This is a genomic window from Streptomyces sp. MP131-18 (genome assembly GCF_001984575.1).
Classification (GTDB): Bacteria; Actinomycetota; Actinomycetes; order Streptomycetales; family Streptomycetaceae; genus Streptomyces; species Streptomyces johnsoniae.
This window is the reverse complement of the sequence record NZ_LZNS01000001.1, coordinates 1,987,643-2,001,546: the sequence shown is the minus strand read 5'-3', so window position 1 is coordinate 2,001,546 and position 13,904 is coordinate 1,987,643. Positions and strand designations below refer to the sequence as shown.

Sequence of the window (13,904 nt, the reverse complement as noted above, 5' to 3'; positions counted from 1 at the left end):
GCGCACGCCGCGTGTCGTCGCGATGCCACTCGTCGGGCGGCACGCTGTCCAGGAAAGCGCGGCCGTCGGCGCTGAGGGAGGTTCTGCCGAGGGGTGCACCAGCAGTGCATCCCTCACGCAGCCGGGCGGGCGTACCGTCGATGACGTGGACAATCGCCAGGAAGTCCGCGAGTTCCTGGCCGACCCCCACAACCGGGGAACCTCGCCCGCTTCACCTTCCTCAGCCCCGACGCCCGCCGCTTCCACCCCGACTGGGACCTCTTTGCCGGCACCTGTGCCGGCATCCTGCACACCGAGGCCGGCCGCAACGAACTGTCCACCCGCAGCGACGCGTTCCGCACCCGCTGGGGCGCCCACAACGTCCGCCATCACGGCAGCGGCACCAAGACGTTCCACCACCATGCCGTCGGCGACCTCGCCGTCGCCTACGAAGGACTCGACATGGCCGCAGACCCCGGCCTCACCCTCACCATCTACACCGCCGAGCCCGAATCTCCCGCCGAAGAGGACCTGCGCCTCCTCGCCGTCTGGGCAGTTGCCCGAGACGCCGCTGCCGCCGACGCGAGACCCAGCTGATCGCCCCGCGGCGCCCCAGCCGCATCCGGCTCACCGGACCCGGCAACCCGGTTCGGCGTTCATCGAGCCGTCAGGTCCACCGCCATCAGGGGAAGCTCTCTCCCCGGAATCGACCCGGAAGGCTCCGAGCCGACACGTACCGCCCCCATCAAGCGGTAGAACGGCTCCGCGTTGGGGTCGGCGCTGAGCGTCAGGCGGGTGAAGCCGAGGCCGCGCGCCGCATCGAGGGTGTGGTTGAACAGGAGACGGCCGACACCTTGCCCGATGGCGAGCGGGTCCACGAACAGCATCCCCAACTCACCCTCCGGCGGCTCACCGTCGAGGGTCGCGAACCCGATCGCGCGGCCCTCCCGTTCCGCCACGGTGGTCCGCCGGCGTTCGATGTCGCCGGGGTGGAGGCGCAACTCCTCGCGGCAAGCGGCGATAAAGGCATCGCTGTAGCCCCAGTACGCCTTCGAACGAAGGGCCAGCTCGCTCAATGCCCCGGCCTCCTCGGCCCGCGCCGCTCTGATCAACATCGAGTTGCCTGCCTGCCTGACGCCCGTCACTCACTCTTCGGTCAGACGAACCTAGTGGCTGCGAAAGGAGCGTGTCCTGCTCAGGGACTTTCACCCGCCCGGGGACGTCGGCCATGTGTCCATCACGGCCCGTGATCGCGCCGATCACCGCCTACGCTGGAACCGTGCACGACGACGCTGACGAGTGGGCGGCGGTCCTGTCGGACCCGTGGTTGCCCTGGGCGCTGCGGGTCCCGCCCCGGCCGGACGCGAGCACGTTCCGCGCGGAGGTCCGGCGGCGCAGGCTCAACGACGTCGTGGTGGTCGACCGGACGTCCGGCCCCTTCGGTGGCGCGCGGGGCGCGCGGCAGATCGCCGCGACCGACGGCGACTTCCTCGTAGTCCGCATCGTGCGCTCCGGCCACGAGGTGTTCCGTCAGGACGGTGCGGAATGGTCGCTCGGGGCTGGCGACGCCGTCGTCTGGGAGAGCGACCGCCCGACCCGGTTCACCGCTGTCGATCCCGTCACCACGCGCAGCCTCGTCGTGCCGCGCCGGGTCCTGCACGAGGTGGGCTGCCCGCTGACGGCCGGTGACCCGGTGGCCGGCCGCGTGCCCGCCGTGCACCTGTTGACCGGCTACCTGGACGCACTCGACGCGACGCCGGTCCCGTCGTCCGGTCCGGTCGCCGTGGCGGCCCGCAACGCGATGCTGGAACTGGTGTGGGGCGCGCTGAGGCCGGCGACGCCGCTGGACCCGCAGAGCTTGCAGCCCGCCCGGTGGGCCGCCGTGGAGCACTACCTCGACACCCGGCTCGGCCGCCGTGACCTGTCGGCGGACCAGGTGGCGGCAGCGCACGGCATCTCCGTGCGCACCCTCGGCCGGTTGTTCGCCGAGCGCGGCGGAACCTTCACCGGCGTGCTGCGCGCCAAGCGGCTCGCCCGCGTGCGCGAGGACCTCCTGACCGGCGACGCCACCGTGGAAGTGCTGGCCCGGCGCTGGGGCTTCTTCGACACCAGCCACCTTCACCGGCGGTTCCGCGCGGCGCACGGGGTGTCCCCGCACGAGTACCGCCTCCGCCACCGCGACGCGGCTCCCGGACGTCCGATCGGTACCCCCTGACGACGCGCCCGTACCCGGCGCCACCGCCCTCGGTACGCCGAGACTCGGCCCCGGAGCCCCGATCGGCGGGGTGGTGACGAGGGAGAACACTGATGACCGTGCTGTCCAACCGGGCGTTCCGGCTGCGCGAGCGGCCCGCGGGCCTGGCGGAGGAGGCCCCACTGGACTTTGTGGAGGAGGAGGTCGCGCCGCTCGCGAACGGGCAGGCGCTCGTGCGGACCCTGGTGCTGTCGGTGGACCCGTCGAGCCGGGTCTTCATGAGCGACATCCGCAGCGATCTGCCGCCCGTGGAGATCGGCGAGGTGATGCGCGGCGCGGGCATCGGAAGGGTCGTGGACTCGCGCCGCGACGACCTGCCGATCGGCGCGCACGTGATGGGCTGGACCGGTTGGCAGGACTACCGGATCGCCGACGACGCCGTGCTGGAATCGCCGTTCACCGTGCTGCCCGACCCGCTGCCCGCCCCGCCGGAGGACCTGCTCGGCGTGCTCGGGATGACCGGCGTCACCGCGTGGCTCGCCGTGGAGATCGCCGCCCCGGGGCCAGGCGAGACGCTGGTGGTCTCCGCGGCCGGTGGCGCGGTGGGCTCGATCGCCGGCCAGCTCGCGAAGGAGCGCGGCGCGCGTGTGGTCGGTGTGGCGGGAGGTGCGGAGAAGTGCCGCTACGTCGTCGAGGAGCTGGGGTTCGACGCCTGCGTGGACCGTCGTGCCCCGGACTGGCGCGAGCGGGTCGACGAGGCCACGCCGGACGGGATCGACGCGGACGTGGAGAACGCGGGCGGCGAGATCCTCGACCACGTGCTGACCCGGATCAACACCGGTGCACGCCTGGCGCTGTGCGGGATGATCGCCGACTACAGCGCGGATCCCAGCCAGCGGCACGGCCTGCGCAACCTGGTGGAACTGGTCGAGCAGCGCGCCATCGCGCGCGGATTCCTGGTCACCGACCACGCCGACCGCTTCGACGAGATCACCGCGGAACTGGCGGAACGGCTCGCCGACGGCCGCCTGAGGCACGCGCGGGTCGTCGTGGACGGGCTCGAGCACGCGCCCGCGGCGCTGGAGCGGATCTTCCGCGGCGACAGCCGGGGCAAGGTCGTGGTCCGGGTCGCACCGGACGATTCCTGAACCGCCGTAAATTTGGGCGATGTCTTCCGGCCGCACACTCTTCGGTAATCCGCTTGTCCCGGACTGCGGGGCCGGATCGGAGATGGGGCCAGCGGCGAAGGGGGCGATGCCGCCGGCGGTGAGGAAGGCGCGGCGCTCCACGGCGGACAGCTCCAGGGAAGAATTCGCTGTAGCCATCCTGCCCTCAGGCTGTGAATCGATGCGGTCGTTCGCCGCTACCCCTACTGGGCTGTCCGCATCGTTCTCCACCCGCTGCCAGAGGCGACGGAGAGCACCGCCGGCCTGCAACGCGTCGTCGAATCGGGCCGTCGGCTCTGCGGTGCACGAACGCTCCGCCTTCTCGATTCGCTCGACGGACGTCTTGCTGAGCTGGACTTTTTCCCCAGTGCGTCGGTGCTCAGGCTTCGTGTCTTCCGCCAGTTCCGTAGCTCAATGCCCAACCAGGCGGGCATCGACTTGGTGTCGTCCGGGGGCCGTTCTCGTTGGGGCATGGCATCCTCGCGGACATTGCGATGCGGACAACGTTGTCGGGATCGGAGTGTCCCCATCGCCGACGGGTTTCCGCAGGACGTTCCTCGAATTGATGGGCACCTACCCATCCCGCGACGAGAGCAACGCCAGCTGCGAGCCGACCCGCTTACGGCTGCGCAGCGGGAAGGCGACTCGGCGGCGACGGATGGCAGGGAGAGCAGGAGACACGCGAACCGGCCCGGAGCCTCGCGGAGGGCCGGGCCGGCATCGGAAGGTATCTCGGTACTCAGTGCAGGCGGATTGTGTCGGCGAGCACCGCATCCGTGAACTCCGACCATGCCTCAGCGGAGAAGGCGAAACACGGCCCGTCAGGGGCAGACCAGGCGCCGCACCCGCACCGACACCTCTGCCCGCCGACCGTCCACCGGTACGTCCGCCGCCGTGCGCCCATGGAAACCGTGCACCCTCGCGGTCGGCATCCCGCACACCGGACACGGAACCGGCTCCTCCCGGGTCCGTGCCGACACACGGACCACCCCGCCCTCGTCCGTCACAGCCTCGACGACCAAAAGCGACGACAGCCCAGAAAGTGCTGGCCTCACAAGGGAGTTGACCTCCCGCATGCGCAGTCAACGATCAGGAACACGCTTCCTCACCACCGATTACGTGACAGAGTCATTCATTGGACAGACCCGTCTTACGTGTCCCATGTGGCACTCCGAGTGCCACATGCCTCCCGTAGAGTGGAGGTGTGATGATGGGATCGAAGCAGCTGAAGGTCGGGCTACGCGTACGAGATCTCGAACGATCGCGGGTGCTGTATTTGAGGTGCGGGTTCAAGGAGATTCCGAACGACGAGCAGTCGGACTTGTGCTACCTGACGTTCGGACATACGTGGCTGATTCTGTCCGACCTCTGTGCGCATCCGTACCACACCGCCGAACGGGAACAGGCGACGAAACAGGGGCCGCTCGGACTTGGGTTCGTCCTCACGATCCCGTCGAAGGACATCCACCAGTCGTACCTGCTCTGGCAGAACGAAGGTCTCCCGATTACGGCGGAGCCGATGAACGTCGGCTGGGCGAGTGTCTTCTTCGGACTCGATCCGGACGGCTACGACGTCATGTTCGAGCATTTCCACGAATAGTGGCGCAGATCGGCGCTGAGAGGTCGCCTCACGTGGCGACCTGGCGGTGAGGGACGATGTTGCCTCGTGGTTTCTGATCTTTCACGTCGGCTGGTGCCGGACGGCCTGTGGGAGCTGACTGCCCCGTTGTTGCCGGTCTTCAAGTCCCTTCCGCAGGGCGGAGGTGCGGCTCCGGTGGACGAGCGGGCGGTGTTCGCCGCGGTGGTGTAGGTACTGATCAGCGGGTGTGCCTGGCAGCTACTACACAGGGGACTTCGGGGTTTCGCCGGCCACCGCCCATCGCCGGTTCGCCGCATGGACCGAAGCGGGAGTCCGGCGCCGGTTGCACCGGGCGGTCCTGGACGGAGCTCGGCCCACGGGGCGAGCTCGACTGGACCTCGGCGATCGTGGACGCGGCGAGCGTGCGCGCGACGAAAGGGGACCGCTGACCGGGCCGAATCCAGTTGACCGGGGCAAGAAGGGCAGCAAGCTGCACGTTCTGTCCGACGCCCAGGGGACCCCGCTGACCGTCGGCGTCTCGGGTGCCAACGTCCACGACCCCCACACCTTGCGGCCGTTGGTCGGAGGGGTACCCGCGGTCCGTCCCCGGCGCGGACCACGCCGCCGACGGCCGGACAAGCTCTGGGCCGACAAGGCCTATCGCTCCGCCGAGCACCTGCCTTCGGGAGGCCAGGCCCCCGTAGGCCCCCTGCAAACGGGCTGGTCAGTGCCCCGTCCCTCTGGGATGCTCCAGGGACTTTTCAGGGACTTTCTGTCCTGTCCGAGGGAGTTTCCAGGGACTTTCCACCGTGCAAGCCAGGAAGGGCCGGATAGACGTGAAAGAGCTGTTCTTGCACGTCAGGGGTAGTGCGGTCAGCACTCGACGATGTTCACCGCGAGGCCGCCGCGGGCCGTTTCCTTGTACTTCACGCTCATATCGGCCCCGGTGTCCTTCATCGTCTTGATCGCCTTGTCCAGCGACACGTGGTGTCTGCCATCGCCGCGCAGGGCCATGCGGGCGGCGGTGATCGCCTTGACGGCGCCCATCCCGTTCCGTTCGATGCACGGAATCTGCACGAGGCCGCCCACCGGATCGCAGGTGAGGCCGAGATTGTGCTCGATACCGATCTCCGCGGCGTTCTCGACCTGCTCGGGGCTGCCGCCCAGGACCTCGGCGAGGCCGCCGGCCGCCATCGAGCAGGCGGAGCCGACCTCTCCCTGGCAGCCGACCTCGGCGCCGGAGATCGACGCGTTCTCCTTGAACAGCATCCCGATCGCCGAGGCGGCCAGCAGGAAGCGGACGATCCCCTCCTCGTCGGCCCCCGGCACGTAGTCGACGTAGTAACGCAGCACGGCGGGCACGATGCCGGCCGCGCCGTTCGTCGGGGCGGTCACCACGCGCCCGCCCGCCGCGTTCTCCTCGTTGACCGCCATCGCGAACAGCGTGACCCACTCCATCGCGAGCGCCGCCCCGTCCCCCTCGCCGCGCAGGCGGCGCGCGGAGGCCGCGGCGCGGCGGCGGACCTTCAGGCCGCCGGGCAGGATGCCCTCGGTGCGCAGGCCGCGGTCGACGCAGGCGGCCATCACCTCCCAGATGCGCAGCAGCCCGGCGCGGATCTCGGTGTCGGTGCGCCAGGCCCGTTCGTTCTCCAGCATGAGGCCGGACACCGACAGGCCCGTCTCCCGCGTCATCCGCAGCAGTTCGTCGCCGGTGCGGAACGGGTGGCGCAACGCGGTGTCGTCCAGCCGGATGCGGTCGGCGCCGACCGCGTCATGGTCGACGACGAAGCCGCCCCCCACCGAGTAGTACGTCTTGTCCAGCAGGGGGCGGCCCGCGCCGTCGTCCGCGCGCAGCGTCATGCCGTTCGCGTGGTACGGCAGGGCGCGGCGGCGGTGCAGCACCAGGTCGGTGTCCTGGTCGAACGGGACCGGGTGGACGCCGAGCAGCGGCAGGGAACGCTCGCGGCGGACCCGTTCCGCCTCCTCGTCCGCGCGGTCGGTGTCCACGGTGTCGGGGGTGTGGCCGAGGAGGCCGAGGAGCACCGCCTTCGGGGTGCCGTGGCCGTGCCCGGTGGCGCCGAGCGAGCCGAAGAGCTCGGCGTGCACGGTGGCGGTGTGGGCCAGCAGCCCTTCGTTCTTCAGCCTGCGGACGAACATCCCGGCGGCGCGCATCGGGCCGACGGTGTGCGAGCTGGAGGGGCCGATGCCGATGCTGAACAGGTCGAAGGCGGAGAGGGCCACGGCGTGCTCACTCGCTGGTGAAGGAGGTGTACTCGTCGGCGGACAGCAGGCCCTCCGGCTCGCCCGCCGAGGTGTCCAGGCGCACACGGAACAGCCAGCCGCCTTCGAACGGCGCGGAGTTGACCAGGGCCGGGTCGTCCACCACGTCCTGGTTGACCTCGGTGACCTCGCCGGACACCGGGGCGTACAGGTCGCTGACGGACTTGGTCGACTCCAGCTCGCCGCAGGGCTCGCCCGCGGTGACGGCGGACCCGGTCTCCGGCAGCTGGACGAACACGACGTCGCCGAGCGCGGTGGCCGCGTACTCGGTGATGCCGACCGTGGCGACGCCGTTGTCGGCGGCGGTCAGCCACTCGTGTTCCTTGCTGTAGCGCAGGTGCTGGGGGTTGCTCATGGGGTGGCTCTCCTGGGAGATCGCGGTTGTCTTCAGCTTGTGGGATTACTTCTGGCGACGGTAGAACGGCAGCGCCACGACGTCGTGCGGTTCGCGGCTGCCGCGAATGTCCACGCACACGCCCTCGGTGCCCGGCGCGGCGAACTCCGGGTCCACGTACGCCATGGCGATCGGCCGCTCCAGGGTCGGCGACGGCGCGCCGGAGGTGACCTCGCCGACGGGGGCGCCCGCGGCGTTCACCACCGCGTACCCGGCGCGCGGCACGCGCCGGCCGCGGGCCACAAGCCCGACGAGCGCGCGCGGCGGCCCGGCGGCGGCCCGTTCCGCCGCGGCGGCCAGGGCCTCGCGGCCCACGAAGCCGCCCGGTTTGTCGAGCTTCACCACCCGCCCGAGTCCGGCGTCGAACGGGGTGGTGGCGGTGGTCAGTTCGTGCCCGTACAGCGGCATGCCGGCCTCAAGCCGCAGCGTGTCGCGGCACGCAAGACCGCAGGGCACCAGCCCGTCGGGCCGCCCGGCCTCGGTGAGCGCCTGCCACAGCGGCTCGGCGTCGGCCGGTGCGCAGAACAGCTCGAAGCCGTCCTCGCCGGTGTACCCGGTGCGGGCGATCAGTGCGCGGCGGCCCGCGACCGTTCCGGGCAGGCCCGCGTAGTACTTCAGGCCCGCCAGGTCGGCGTCGGTCAGGCGCCCGAGGATGCCGGAGGCGGCCGGGCCCTGGACGGCGATCAGCGCGTACGCCGCGCGGTCGTCGCGCACCTCGGCGTCGAACGCCCCCCGGCGTGCGCCCAGCGCGTCCAGCACGGTCTGCGCGTTGGCCGCGTTCGCGACCACCAGGTACTCCGCGTCGGCGAGCCGGTAGACGATCAGATCGTCCAGGATGCCGCCCGCGGCATCGCAGATCATGGTGTAACGGGCCCGGCCCACCGCCAGGCCGCTCAGGCGGCCGACGAGCGCGTGGTCGAGCAGCGCGCCCGCCTGCGGCCCGGTCACCGTCAGCTCGCCCATATGGGAGAGGTCGAACAGGCCCGCGGCGGAGCGCACCGCCTGGTGCTCGGCCCGCTCACTGCCGTAGCGCAGCGGCATCGACCAGCCCGCGAAGTCGGTGAGGGTGGCGCCGAGGGCGCGGTGCACGGCGTCGAGCGCCGTCGTCCGGGGGGTGACGTCCGTCATGGGCGGTCTCCAGGAGGCGATGGGCAGCGGCAGGAGGGCAGGGGGCGTGAGGCTTCCGGGCCCTCCCCATCTGTCATCGGCACCTGAGAGGTTCGTCGCGGCCCTGGCGGGCGGCGGCTTGCACCGTGGGTGGGGCCGTGCCGAAGTGGACGGCCCGCTTTTCAGATTCGCCTCCCGCGCGCGGTGCGGGGCCTGAGAGATTCAAGGGAGGACTTGCTCCTTCGGCGCCCCGGTGACCGGGGACTCTCCCGCGCGTGGTCGAACGGCCGGTATGCGATTGTGTCGTGCTGCGGACACATCATCGCACGGACCGGGGCGGCAGGCCGCCCGCCCCGTTCCCGATCGCCGCCCGTACTAAGGTCTGGGGCGGCGTTCCCGGACCTGATGAGATGGTGGTCGAACGAGATGAGTGTTCCGCGGCAGGGCCCCGGCTACGGGGGCGGCTGGCCGAGCAACGAGCTGGAGGAGACGCTCGCCGGTGCCCTCGGCGCCAACGACGCCGCCCCGCGCCTGCTTGAGACCCTGGCCCGCAGCGCCGTGTGGGTCCCGCTGCCCGAGGGCGGCGGGCCGGAGAGCCGCACCCTCGACCTGCCCACCATCGAGCTGAACGGCGGCGTGTACGTCCCGGTGTTCAGCTCCGCGGAGCAGCTGCACCTCGGCGGCGCCTCGCACCTCCCGTTCAGCGTCGCGCCCGCCTGGCAGTTCGCCCGCGGACTGCCGCCGCAGGTCGGCATCGCCGTCAACCCGGGCGGCACGGTCGGCGTTCCGGTGCCGCCCGCCGCGGTGGCGGAACTGTGCCGCGCCACCCCGGGCCGGCGCACGCCCGGCGTGCCCTCCGGCGCGCGGATGCGTCTGTTCCAGCCGGACTGGCAGAGCGAGCCGGTCGACTTCCTGAACGCGGCGGCGGCCGAGCTGGCGCAGGTGTGGCCGGTCAGGACCGCCCGCCGCGGCCTCGCCAGCGCCGAGGGAGCGCCGCCGAGCCTGTTCATCGGCGTGGAGCTGGACGAGCCGGATGAGGAAGGGCGTGCGGCCGCCGGCGATGCGCTGGGGCGTGCGCTCGCCGCGCGACCGGTCGCCTGGCCGGTGCAACTCGTCATGCTGGATGCGGCCGAGGACCCCGTGGTGGACTGGCTGCGGGAATGTGTGCAGCCGTTCTACACGCGTGACGTCTAAGCGCCCTCGGTGAGGGGCATGTGACGGGCGGCTGCCGGGCACAGTGCATCCGAGGGGCGCGAGGAGGTCCGGACCAGGTGAGTGCGGAAGAGGGCGTCGAGGAGTTGCTGCCCCGGATCACCCCCGACCGCCTCGACACCTACGAGAAGCTGCTCGGCGCGCTCGCCACCAGCGAGGTCCTGATGCTGCTGTGGCACGGCCGCCCCGGTGAGCCGGACGCGCAGTACGGCAGCGTGGACGTGGCGGGGCACGGCTACGCGCCGTGCGTCACCTCGGAACGGGAGCTGACCGCGAGCGGCTGGACGCGCGCGCACGAGGTGGTCGCCGGCCGCGACATCGCCGCGGCCCTCTACCCCGAGCACTGGGGCCTGTGGCTCAACCCGCACGCGGAGAGCGGCGGCCTCGGCATCCCGTGGCTCGACCTGCGCCGCATCGCCGGCGGCCTCGACCGGCTGCCCGCCGGCCCGCTGCGTATCAGCGAACCCAGCATCCGCGCGGACGCGTTCTACGCGCAACTCACGCTGCACGCCCGGCGCACGCGGGCGCTGCGCAGCCTGCGACGCGCCTGGGTGCGCCCCGCGGTCGGCCCCGCCTACCTCGTGATCGGCCTGGACGTGGACGACACCGCGGAACAGACGGCGGAGGCGGTGCGGCAGATGATGAGCCGGGCGATCACCGCGGTGCCCGAGGGCCTGCCGGTGGGCACGGTCGCGATGGCCGACGCTTTCGACCCGGTTGCGATGTGGCTGCGGGCCAACGCCCGCCCGTTCTACGACCGGGACGCACCCGGCGACGGCTCGGGCCCCGCCCCGCCCCGCCGGCACGGCTACGGCTACCCGCGCCCGTACTGAGTCCGGGCTGAGTCCCGGGGTGGTTTCGGGCGGCCTTTCCGGGTTACCCGTCACGTTCACAGACACAGGAGAGGGGACGCCCGCATGTACGCCATCAAAAGCACGCTGCCGGAGGCCACGCTGAAGACGGTGGGCGAGGCGCTCCAGGGCGCGCTGGTGGATCTGATCGATCTCTCCCTGATCGCCAAGCAGACGCACTGGAACGTGCTCGGCCCCCGGTTCCGCTCGGTGCACCTCCAGCTCGACGACGTCGTGGACACCGCGCGCTCCCACTCCGACACGGTGGCCGAGCGCGCCGCGGCCCTGGGCCTCTCCCCGGACGGCCGCGCCTCGACGGTCGCGGCGGCCACCGGGATCGGCAAGGTCGCCGACGGCTGGCAGCAGGACACCGAGGCCGTCCGCACGATGGTGGACGCGCTGGGCGCGGTCATCGTCCGCATGCGCGAGCGCCTGGACGAGGTCGGCCCGGTCGACTCCGTCACCGAGGACGTGCTGATCCAGCTCACGAAGGAGCTGGAGAAGCACCACTGGATGTTCCAGGCCGAGAACGAGTCCTGAGGCCGGGCCCGTCTCGGCGCGCTGACCTGGGGACACGGCCGTCACGACACGTGACAGGGCGACGCAGCGAGCCCCGACCGCACCGCTCCGGGCGCTGGCCGGGGCCTTTGTGCGGGCGCACATGCTGGGGTAGTTGCCCAGGACGGTCGCTGTGACGACCGCGAACTCCTCGTCCGGGGACCTGCGGTGGTGGTGCTCATTCCGGTGTCCCTTTCTGCGCTGGGACGGGCCCAGTCCCGCGCGGTGGCTGTCGTGGGCGGTATCGGCGGGGGGTGTGGCGGCGGGCGGCCCACAGCACGGTGGTACGGGTCATGACGAATGACTCGCCTGAACTGAAGACCAGGCGTTTCGCTCCGCCGCGCATGGCGGTCATGTCGGTGACGGTGAACGTGTGGCCGCCGATCATGATCTGGTCGCCGCGGGCGATGGTGGCGGCGTCCACCTCGACCGATACCAGTACCCCGGCGTTCACGGCCGCACCCCGCAGCCGGGGGCGCAGGCGCGCAGCGGGCGGCCGTTCACAGTGGCCAGGACGCGGGAGCGCTCGCCGGGGTGGTGGCCGAGCCAGGTCCGGCACAGTACGCAGGCGGTCCCGGACCACTGTCGCGGCGACAGGTCCCGTTCCAGGTCAAGACCCATCAGCAGGACGGGCAGGGGCGTGTCAGGCACGGTGGTCTCCCCGTGGCGGGAGGACGTGCCGCAGTGCGTCGAGCAGCACCGGCGGATCGGTCAGGCACGTCGGAGTCGGGCGGATCAACCACCGGATCGCCGAGCCACCGGTCCACGGCCCCTCACACCACGCCGCGGGCGGCACCGCAACCACCCGCGGCCCGCGCACGATGTCCACCCCCGGCGCCCGTTCCTCCCACTCTTCCGCCGCACCGGGCAGCACCAGCCACGTCAGCACATCGGCAACCTGATCCTGAACGACCGGCCCCGACCGCTCCCGCAGACGGCTGACCACACGCAGCCCGACGAACGTCGGCAGTCCCACGCCGTCGAACCATCTGCCGCATGGCAACGATTCCACGCCCTTATGCGGCATCCAGTCCGGCACCGCCTCGATTTCGGCCATGCTGGGACGCTACTGACGCCCGACCAGCTGCCCCAGGCACGTTCCATGCCCATCCATACCGGGAGCACGCGGACAGACACGGACCGTGTACTTACTGGGCTCCCAAAAATTCCCCGAGGGCCCGCTGCTCCCTCGACAGAGCGCGCCGCCGCGCGCGCCGCGCATCACGGAACACATCAGCGGCCAACCGCTGATGGCGCAGCCACTCCGGAGTCTCGGAGCGCAGCGACGCAAGAATCCCCAACGCGTCGTCGCTCTGCCGCAGCATCGCGTGGGCCTGCGCCACATCCAGAAGGTGCCGCCGTCCGAACGTCTGCCCCTTGGGCAGCGGCGGCATCCGTGCCGCCAGCGCCAGCGCCCGCGTGGGGCGCTGAGCGACCATTTGGTTCTCGATCGCCTGGTAGGCCACCGTGCGCCAGTCGAAGCGCCCCCAACTGCCGTTGTCCACCGCCGTGGCGCCCCCAAGGGCGACCCCAGCGGTCCGGGCCAGCCGCAGCATCTCACGCGCCTCGTTCGGGCGGTTGTTCCGAGCCGCCGCCGAAGAAGCATGAACGAGCAGCTTGCCCCACGCACCGAGTGCTGCCCGCGACGCTCGTGAGATACGGGGCTCGGCGTCATCCGCAGTCACCACGGACACCTGCTCGGCCTCATCGAGGCGTCCCTGACGGATCAGTAGCCAGCCCTGCTGGTAGACCGCTGCGGCCACCCCTGCCTGATCCCCGGAAGTGGCCGCGTCCTCCACAGCGTGCCGGAGCGCCGTCTGCGCGAGGTCATAGGCGCGGACCTGAACCAGGTACCGCCCGGCCATCTGAAGGACTCGGCCACGCAGCCGCAGTGCCTCGGTGCGGTCCGCCCCGCCATCGAAATGACGCACGGCAAGGTGCGCCGAGTGAATGAGAGGCGGCAGCACCTCGGCAACGGTGGCGTACTCGTCGCGGTGGTACGAGTCGGCCAATGCGTCCGAGGTGCGCCGCATCTGCGCGAGGTCCGGGTCCGGCTCCACGGTCCCGCACGTGGCCAGTGGCCCGGCGGCACCGACAGCCGGGGCGATCGCCTGCCGCAGGGGCATGAGCACGAGGTTGTCCTCATCGCCGCGCCGGTCGCGGTGGGGCGGGCCCGATTCGAACAGCCTGCTGGTCCGCACGTCGAGGGCACGTGCGAGCGCGTGGTAGGTCTCGATCCTGGCGTTCCCGCCGCCCTCGATCTTCTTCACCACCCCGGGGCGCAGGCCGGCGCGCTCGGCCAGGGACTCTTGGGTGAGGCCGCGGCTCCTGCGGAGGTATCGAAGCTGATCTCCCGCTGAGCTTTCGTCGTGCATGACAGTCCCCGTCCTGCGAGGCTTGCTCGTCACTTGCCAGCATAGAGCGGGGATTTCCTTTGCGCTGACCTCAGTCGAGCACAGACGGAACGCCCGCGCGCGGCTTCGCGCCGGTCGGCCCTGCGGGTCCCGCGGCGGCGTCCGGGAACGAAACCTGAGGCCGTTTTCCCGGGCCGAACGTTCCGGACCTGCGTGCGCCGCTGGGGGTG

At 71.5% G+C, this 13,904-nt stretch carries 15 protein-coding genes, 2 pseudogenes and 1 riboswitch; of the genes and pseudogenes, 8 read left to right on the top strand and 9 right to left on the bottom strand.

Annotation, left to right across the window (positions count from 1 at the left end; all coding sequences use genetic code 11):
• Window positions 1-198: 198 nt before the first annotated feature.
• Window positions 199-576: pseudogene (locus STBA_RS08720) on the top strand (transcriptional regulator); the annotation flags it as partial.
• Window positions 577-635: 59 nt separating this feature from the next.
• On the opposite strand, the gene STBA_RS08715 reads toward STBA_RS08720, so the two are convergent.
• Complete coding sequence (locus STBA_RS08715) at window positions 636-1,094, bottom strand: GNAT family N-acetyltransferase (RefSeq protein ID WP_077058691.1); 459 nt, start codon at window positions 1,092-1,094, stop codon at window positions 636-638.
• 164 nt (window positions 1,095-1,258) lie between these two features.
• Between STBA_RS08715 and STBA_RS08710 the strand changes: the two genes are divergently transcribed.
• Both STBA_RS08710 and STBA_RS08705 read left to right on the top strand, forming a co-directional pair.
• Complete coding sequence (locus STBA_RS08710; protein ID WP_171987675.1) at window positions 1,259-2,194, top strand: AraC family transcriptional regulator; 936 nt, start codon at window positions 1,259-1,261, stop codon at window positions 2,192-2,194.
• A gap of 92 nt (window positions 2,195-2,286) precedes the next feature.
• On the top strand, window positions 2,287-3,321 hold the full coding sequence (locus STBA_RS08705) for an NADP-dependent oxidoreductase (RefSeq protein ID WP_077058689.1): 1,035 nt from the start codon (window positions 2,287-2,289) through the stop codon (window positions 3,319-3,321).
• 842 nt (window positions 3,322-4,163) lie between these two features.
• Here the strand turns inward: STBA_RS08705 and STBA_RS38720 are convergent.
• A pseudogene (locus STBA_RS38720) lies at window positions 4,164-4,415 on the bottom strand (transposase family protein); the annotation flags it as partial.
• A gap of 131 nt (window positions 4,416-4,546) precedes the next feature.
• On the opposite strand from STBA_RS38720, the gene STBA_RS08695 reads away from it, so the two are divergent.
• Window positions 4,547-4,939, top strand: coding sequence for a VOC family protein (locus STBA_RS08695; RefSeq protein ID WP_216356020.1), 393 nt, complete (start codon window positions 4,547-4,549; stop codon window positions 4,937-4,939).
• 226 nt (window positions 4,940-5,165) lie between these two features.
• The gene (locus STBA_RS39450) at window positions 5,166-5,786 is read left to right on the top strand and encodes a transposase (protein ID WP_079251806.1); all 621 of its coding nucleotides are present in this window, start codon (window positions 5,166-5,168) and stop codon (window positions 5,784-5,786) included.
• 5 nt (window positions 5,787-5,791) lie between these two features.
• Here STBA_RS39450 and STBA_RS08680 read toward each other — a convergent pair whose 3' ends face one another.
• Genes STBA_RS08680 through gcvT form a run of 3 tightly spaced genes read right to left on the bottom strand, consistent with a single transcriptional unit; the run spans window position 5,792 to window position 8,720 of the window.
• Window positions 5,792-7,159 carry an L-serine ammonia-lyase gene (locus STBA_RS08680; RefSeq protein ID WP_077058688.1) on the bottom strand — a complete coding sequence of 456 codons (1,368 nt, stop codon included), beginning with the start codon at window positions 7,157-7,159 and terminating at the stop codon, window positions 5,792-5,794.
• A gap of 7 nt (window positions 7,160-7,166) precedes the next feature.
• Window positions 7,167-7,553, bottom strand: a complete 387-nt coding sequence (gene gcvH, locus STBA_RS08675) for a glycine cleavage system protein GcvH (protein ID WP_077058687.1) — start codon at window positions 7,551-7,553, stop codon at window positions 7,167-7,169.
• Window positions 7,554-7,598: 45 nt separating this feature from the next.
• Window positions 7,599-8,720 (bottom strand): glycine cleavage system aminomethyltransferase GcvT, encoded by a 1,122-nt coding sequence (gcvT, locus tag STBA_RS08670; RefSeq protein ID WP_077058686.1) that lies wholly within the window; start codon window positions 8,718-8,720, stop codon window positions 7,599-7,601.
• 171 nt (window positions 8,721-8,891) lie between these two features.
• Window positions 8,892-8,981, bottom strand: a riboswitch (glycine riboswitch).
• A gap of 144 nt (window positions 8,982-9,125) precedes the next feature.
• Here gcvT and STBA_RS08665 point away from each other — a divergent pair.
• From STBA_RS08665 to STBA_RS08655, 3 genes are all read left to right on the top strand, one after another.
• Window positions 9,126-9,893, top strand: a complete 768-nt coding sequence (locus STBA_RS08665; protein ID WP_077058685.1) for an enhanced serine sensitivity protein SseB — start codon at window positions 9,126-9,128, stop codon at window positions 9,891-9,893.
• A gap of 77 nt (window positions 9,894-9,970) precedes the next feature.
• Complete coding sequence (locus tag STBA_RS08660; RefSeq protein WP_077058684.1) at window positions 9,971-10,744, top strand: enhanced serine sensitivity protein SseB C-terminal domain-containing protein; 774 nt, start codon at window positions 9,971-9,973, stop codon at window positions 10,742-10,744.
• Between the two features lie 84 nt (window positions 10,745-10,828).
• Window positions 10,829-11,302, top strand: a complete 474-nt coding sequence (locus STBA_RS08655; RefSeq protein WP_077058683.1) for a DNA starvation/stationary phase protection protein — start codon at window positions 10,829-10,831, stop codon at window positions 11,300-11,302.
• Window positions 11,303-11,498: 196 nt separating this feature from the next.
• On the opposite strand, the gene STBA_RS08650 is transcribed toward STBA_RS08655, so the two are convergent.
• From STBA_RS08650 to STBA_RS08635, 4 genes are all read right to left on the bottom strand, one after another.
• Complete coding sequence (locus tag STBA_RS08650; protein WP_077058682.1) at window positions 11,499-11,774, bottom strand: hypothetical protein; 276 nt, start codon at window positions 11,772-11,774, stop codon at window positions 11,499-11,501.
• On the bottom strand, window positions 11,771-11,971 hold the full coding sequence (locus tag STBA_RS37665; RefSeq protein WP_077058681.1) for a hypothetical protein: 201 nt from the start codon (window positions 11,969-11,971) through the stop codon (window positions 11,771-11,773). The genes STBA_RS08650 and STBA_RS37665 overlap by 4 nt, the downstream gene beginning before the upstream one ends.
• Entirely contained in the window at window positions 11,964-12,377 is a 414-nt protein-coding gene (locus STBA_RS08640; protein ID WP_143659455.1) for a hypothetical protein, read from the bottom strand. The genes STBA_RS37665 and STBA_RS08640 overlap by 8 nt, the downstream gene beginning before the upstream one ends.
• A gap of 91 nt (window positions 12,378-12,468) precedes the next feature.
• Window positions 12,469-13,695: a helix-turn-helix domain-containing protein gene (locus STBA_RS08635; protein ID WP_077058679.1), complete on the bottom strand. Its 1,227-nt coding sequence runs from the start codon at window positions 13,693-13,695 to the stop codon at window positions 12,469-12,471.
• Window positions 13,696-13,904: the final 209 nt, after the last annotated feature.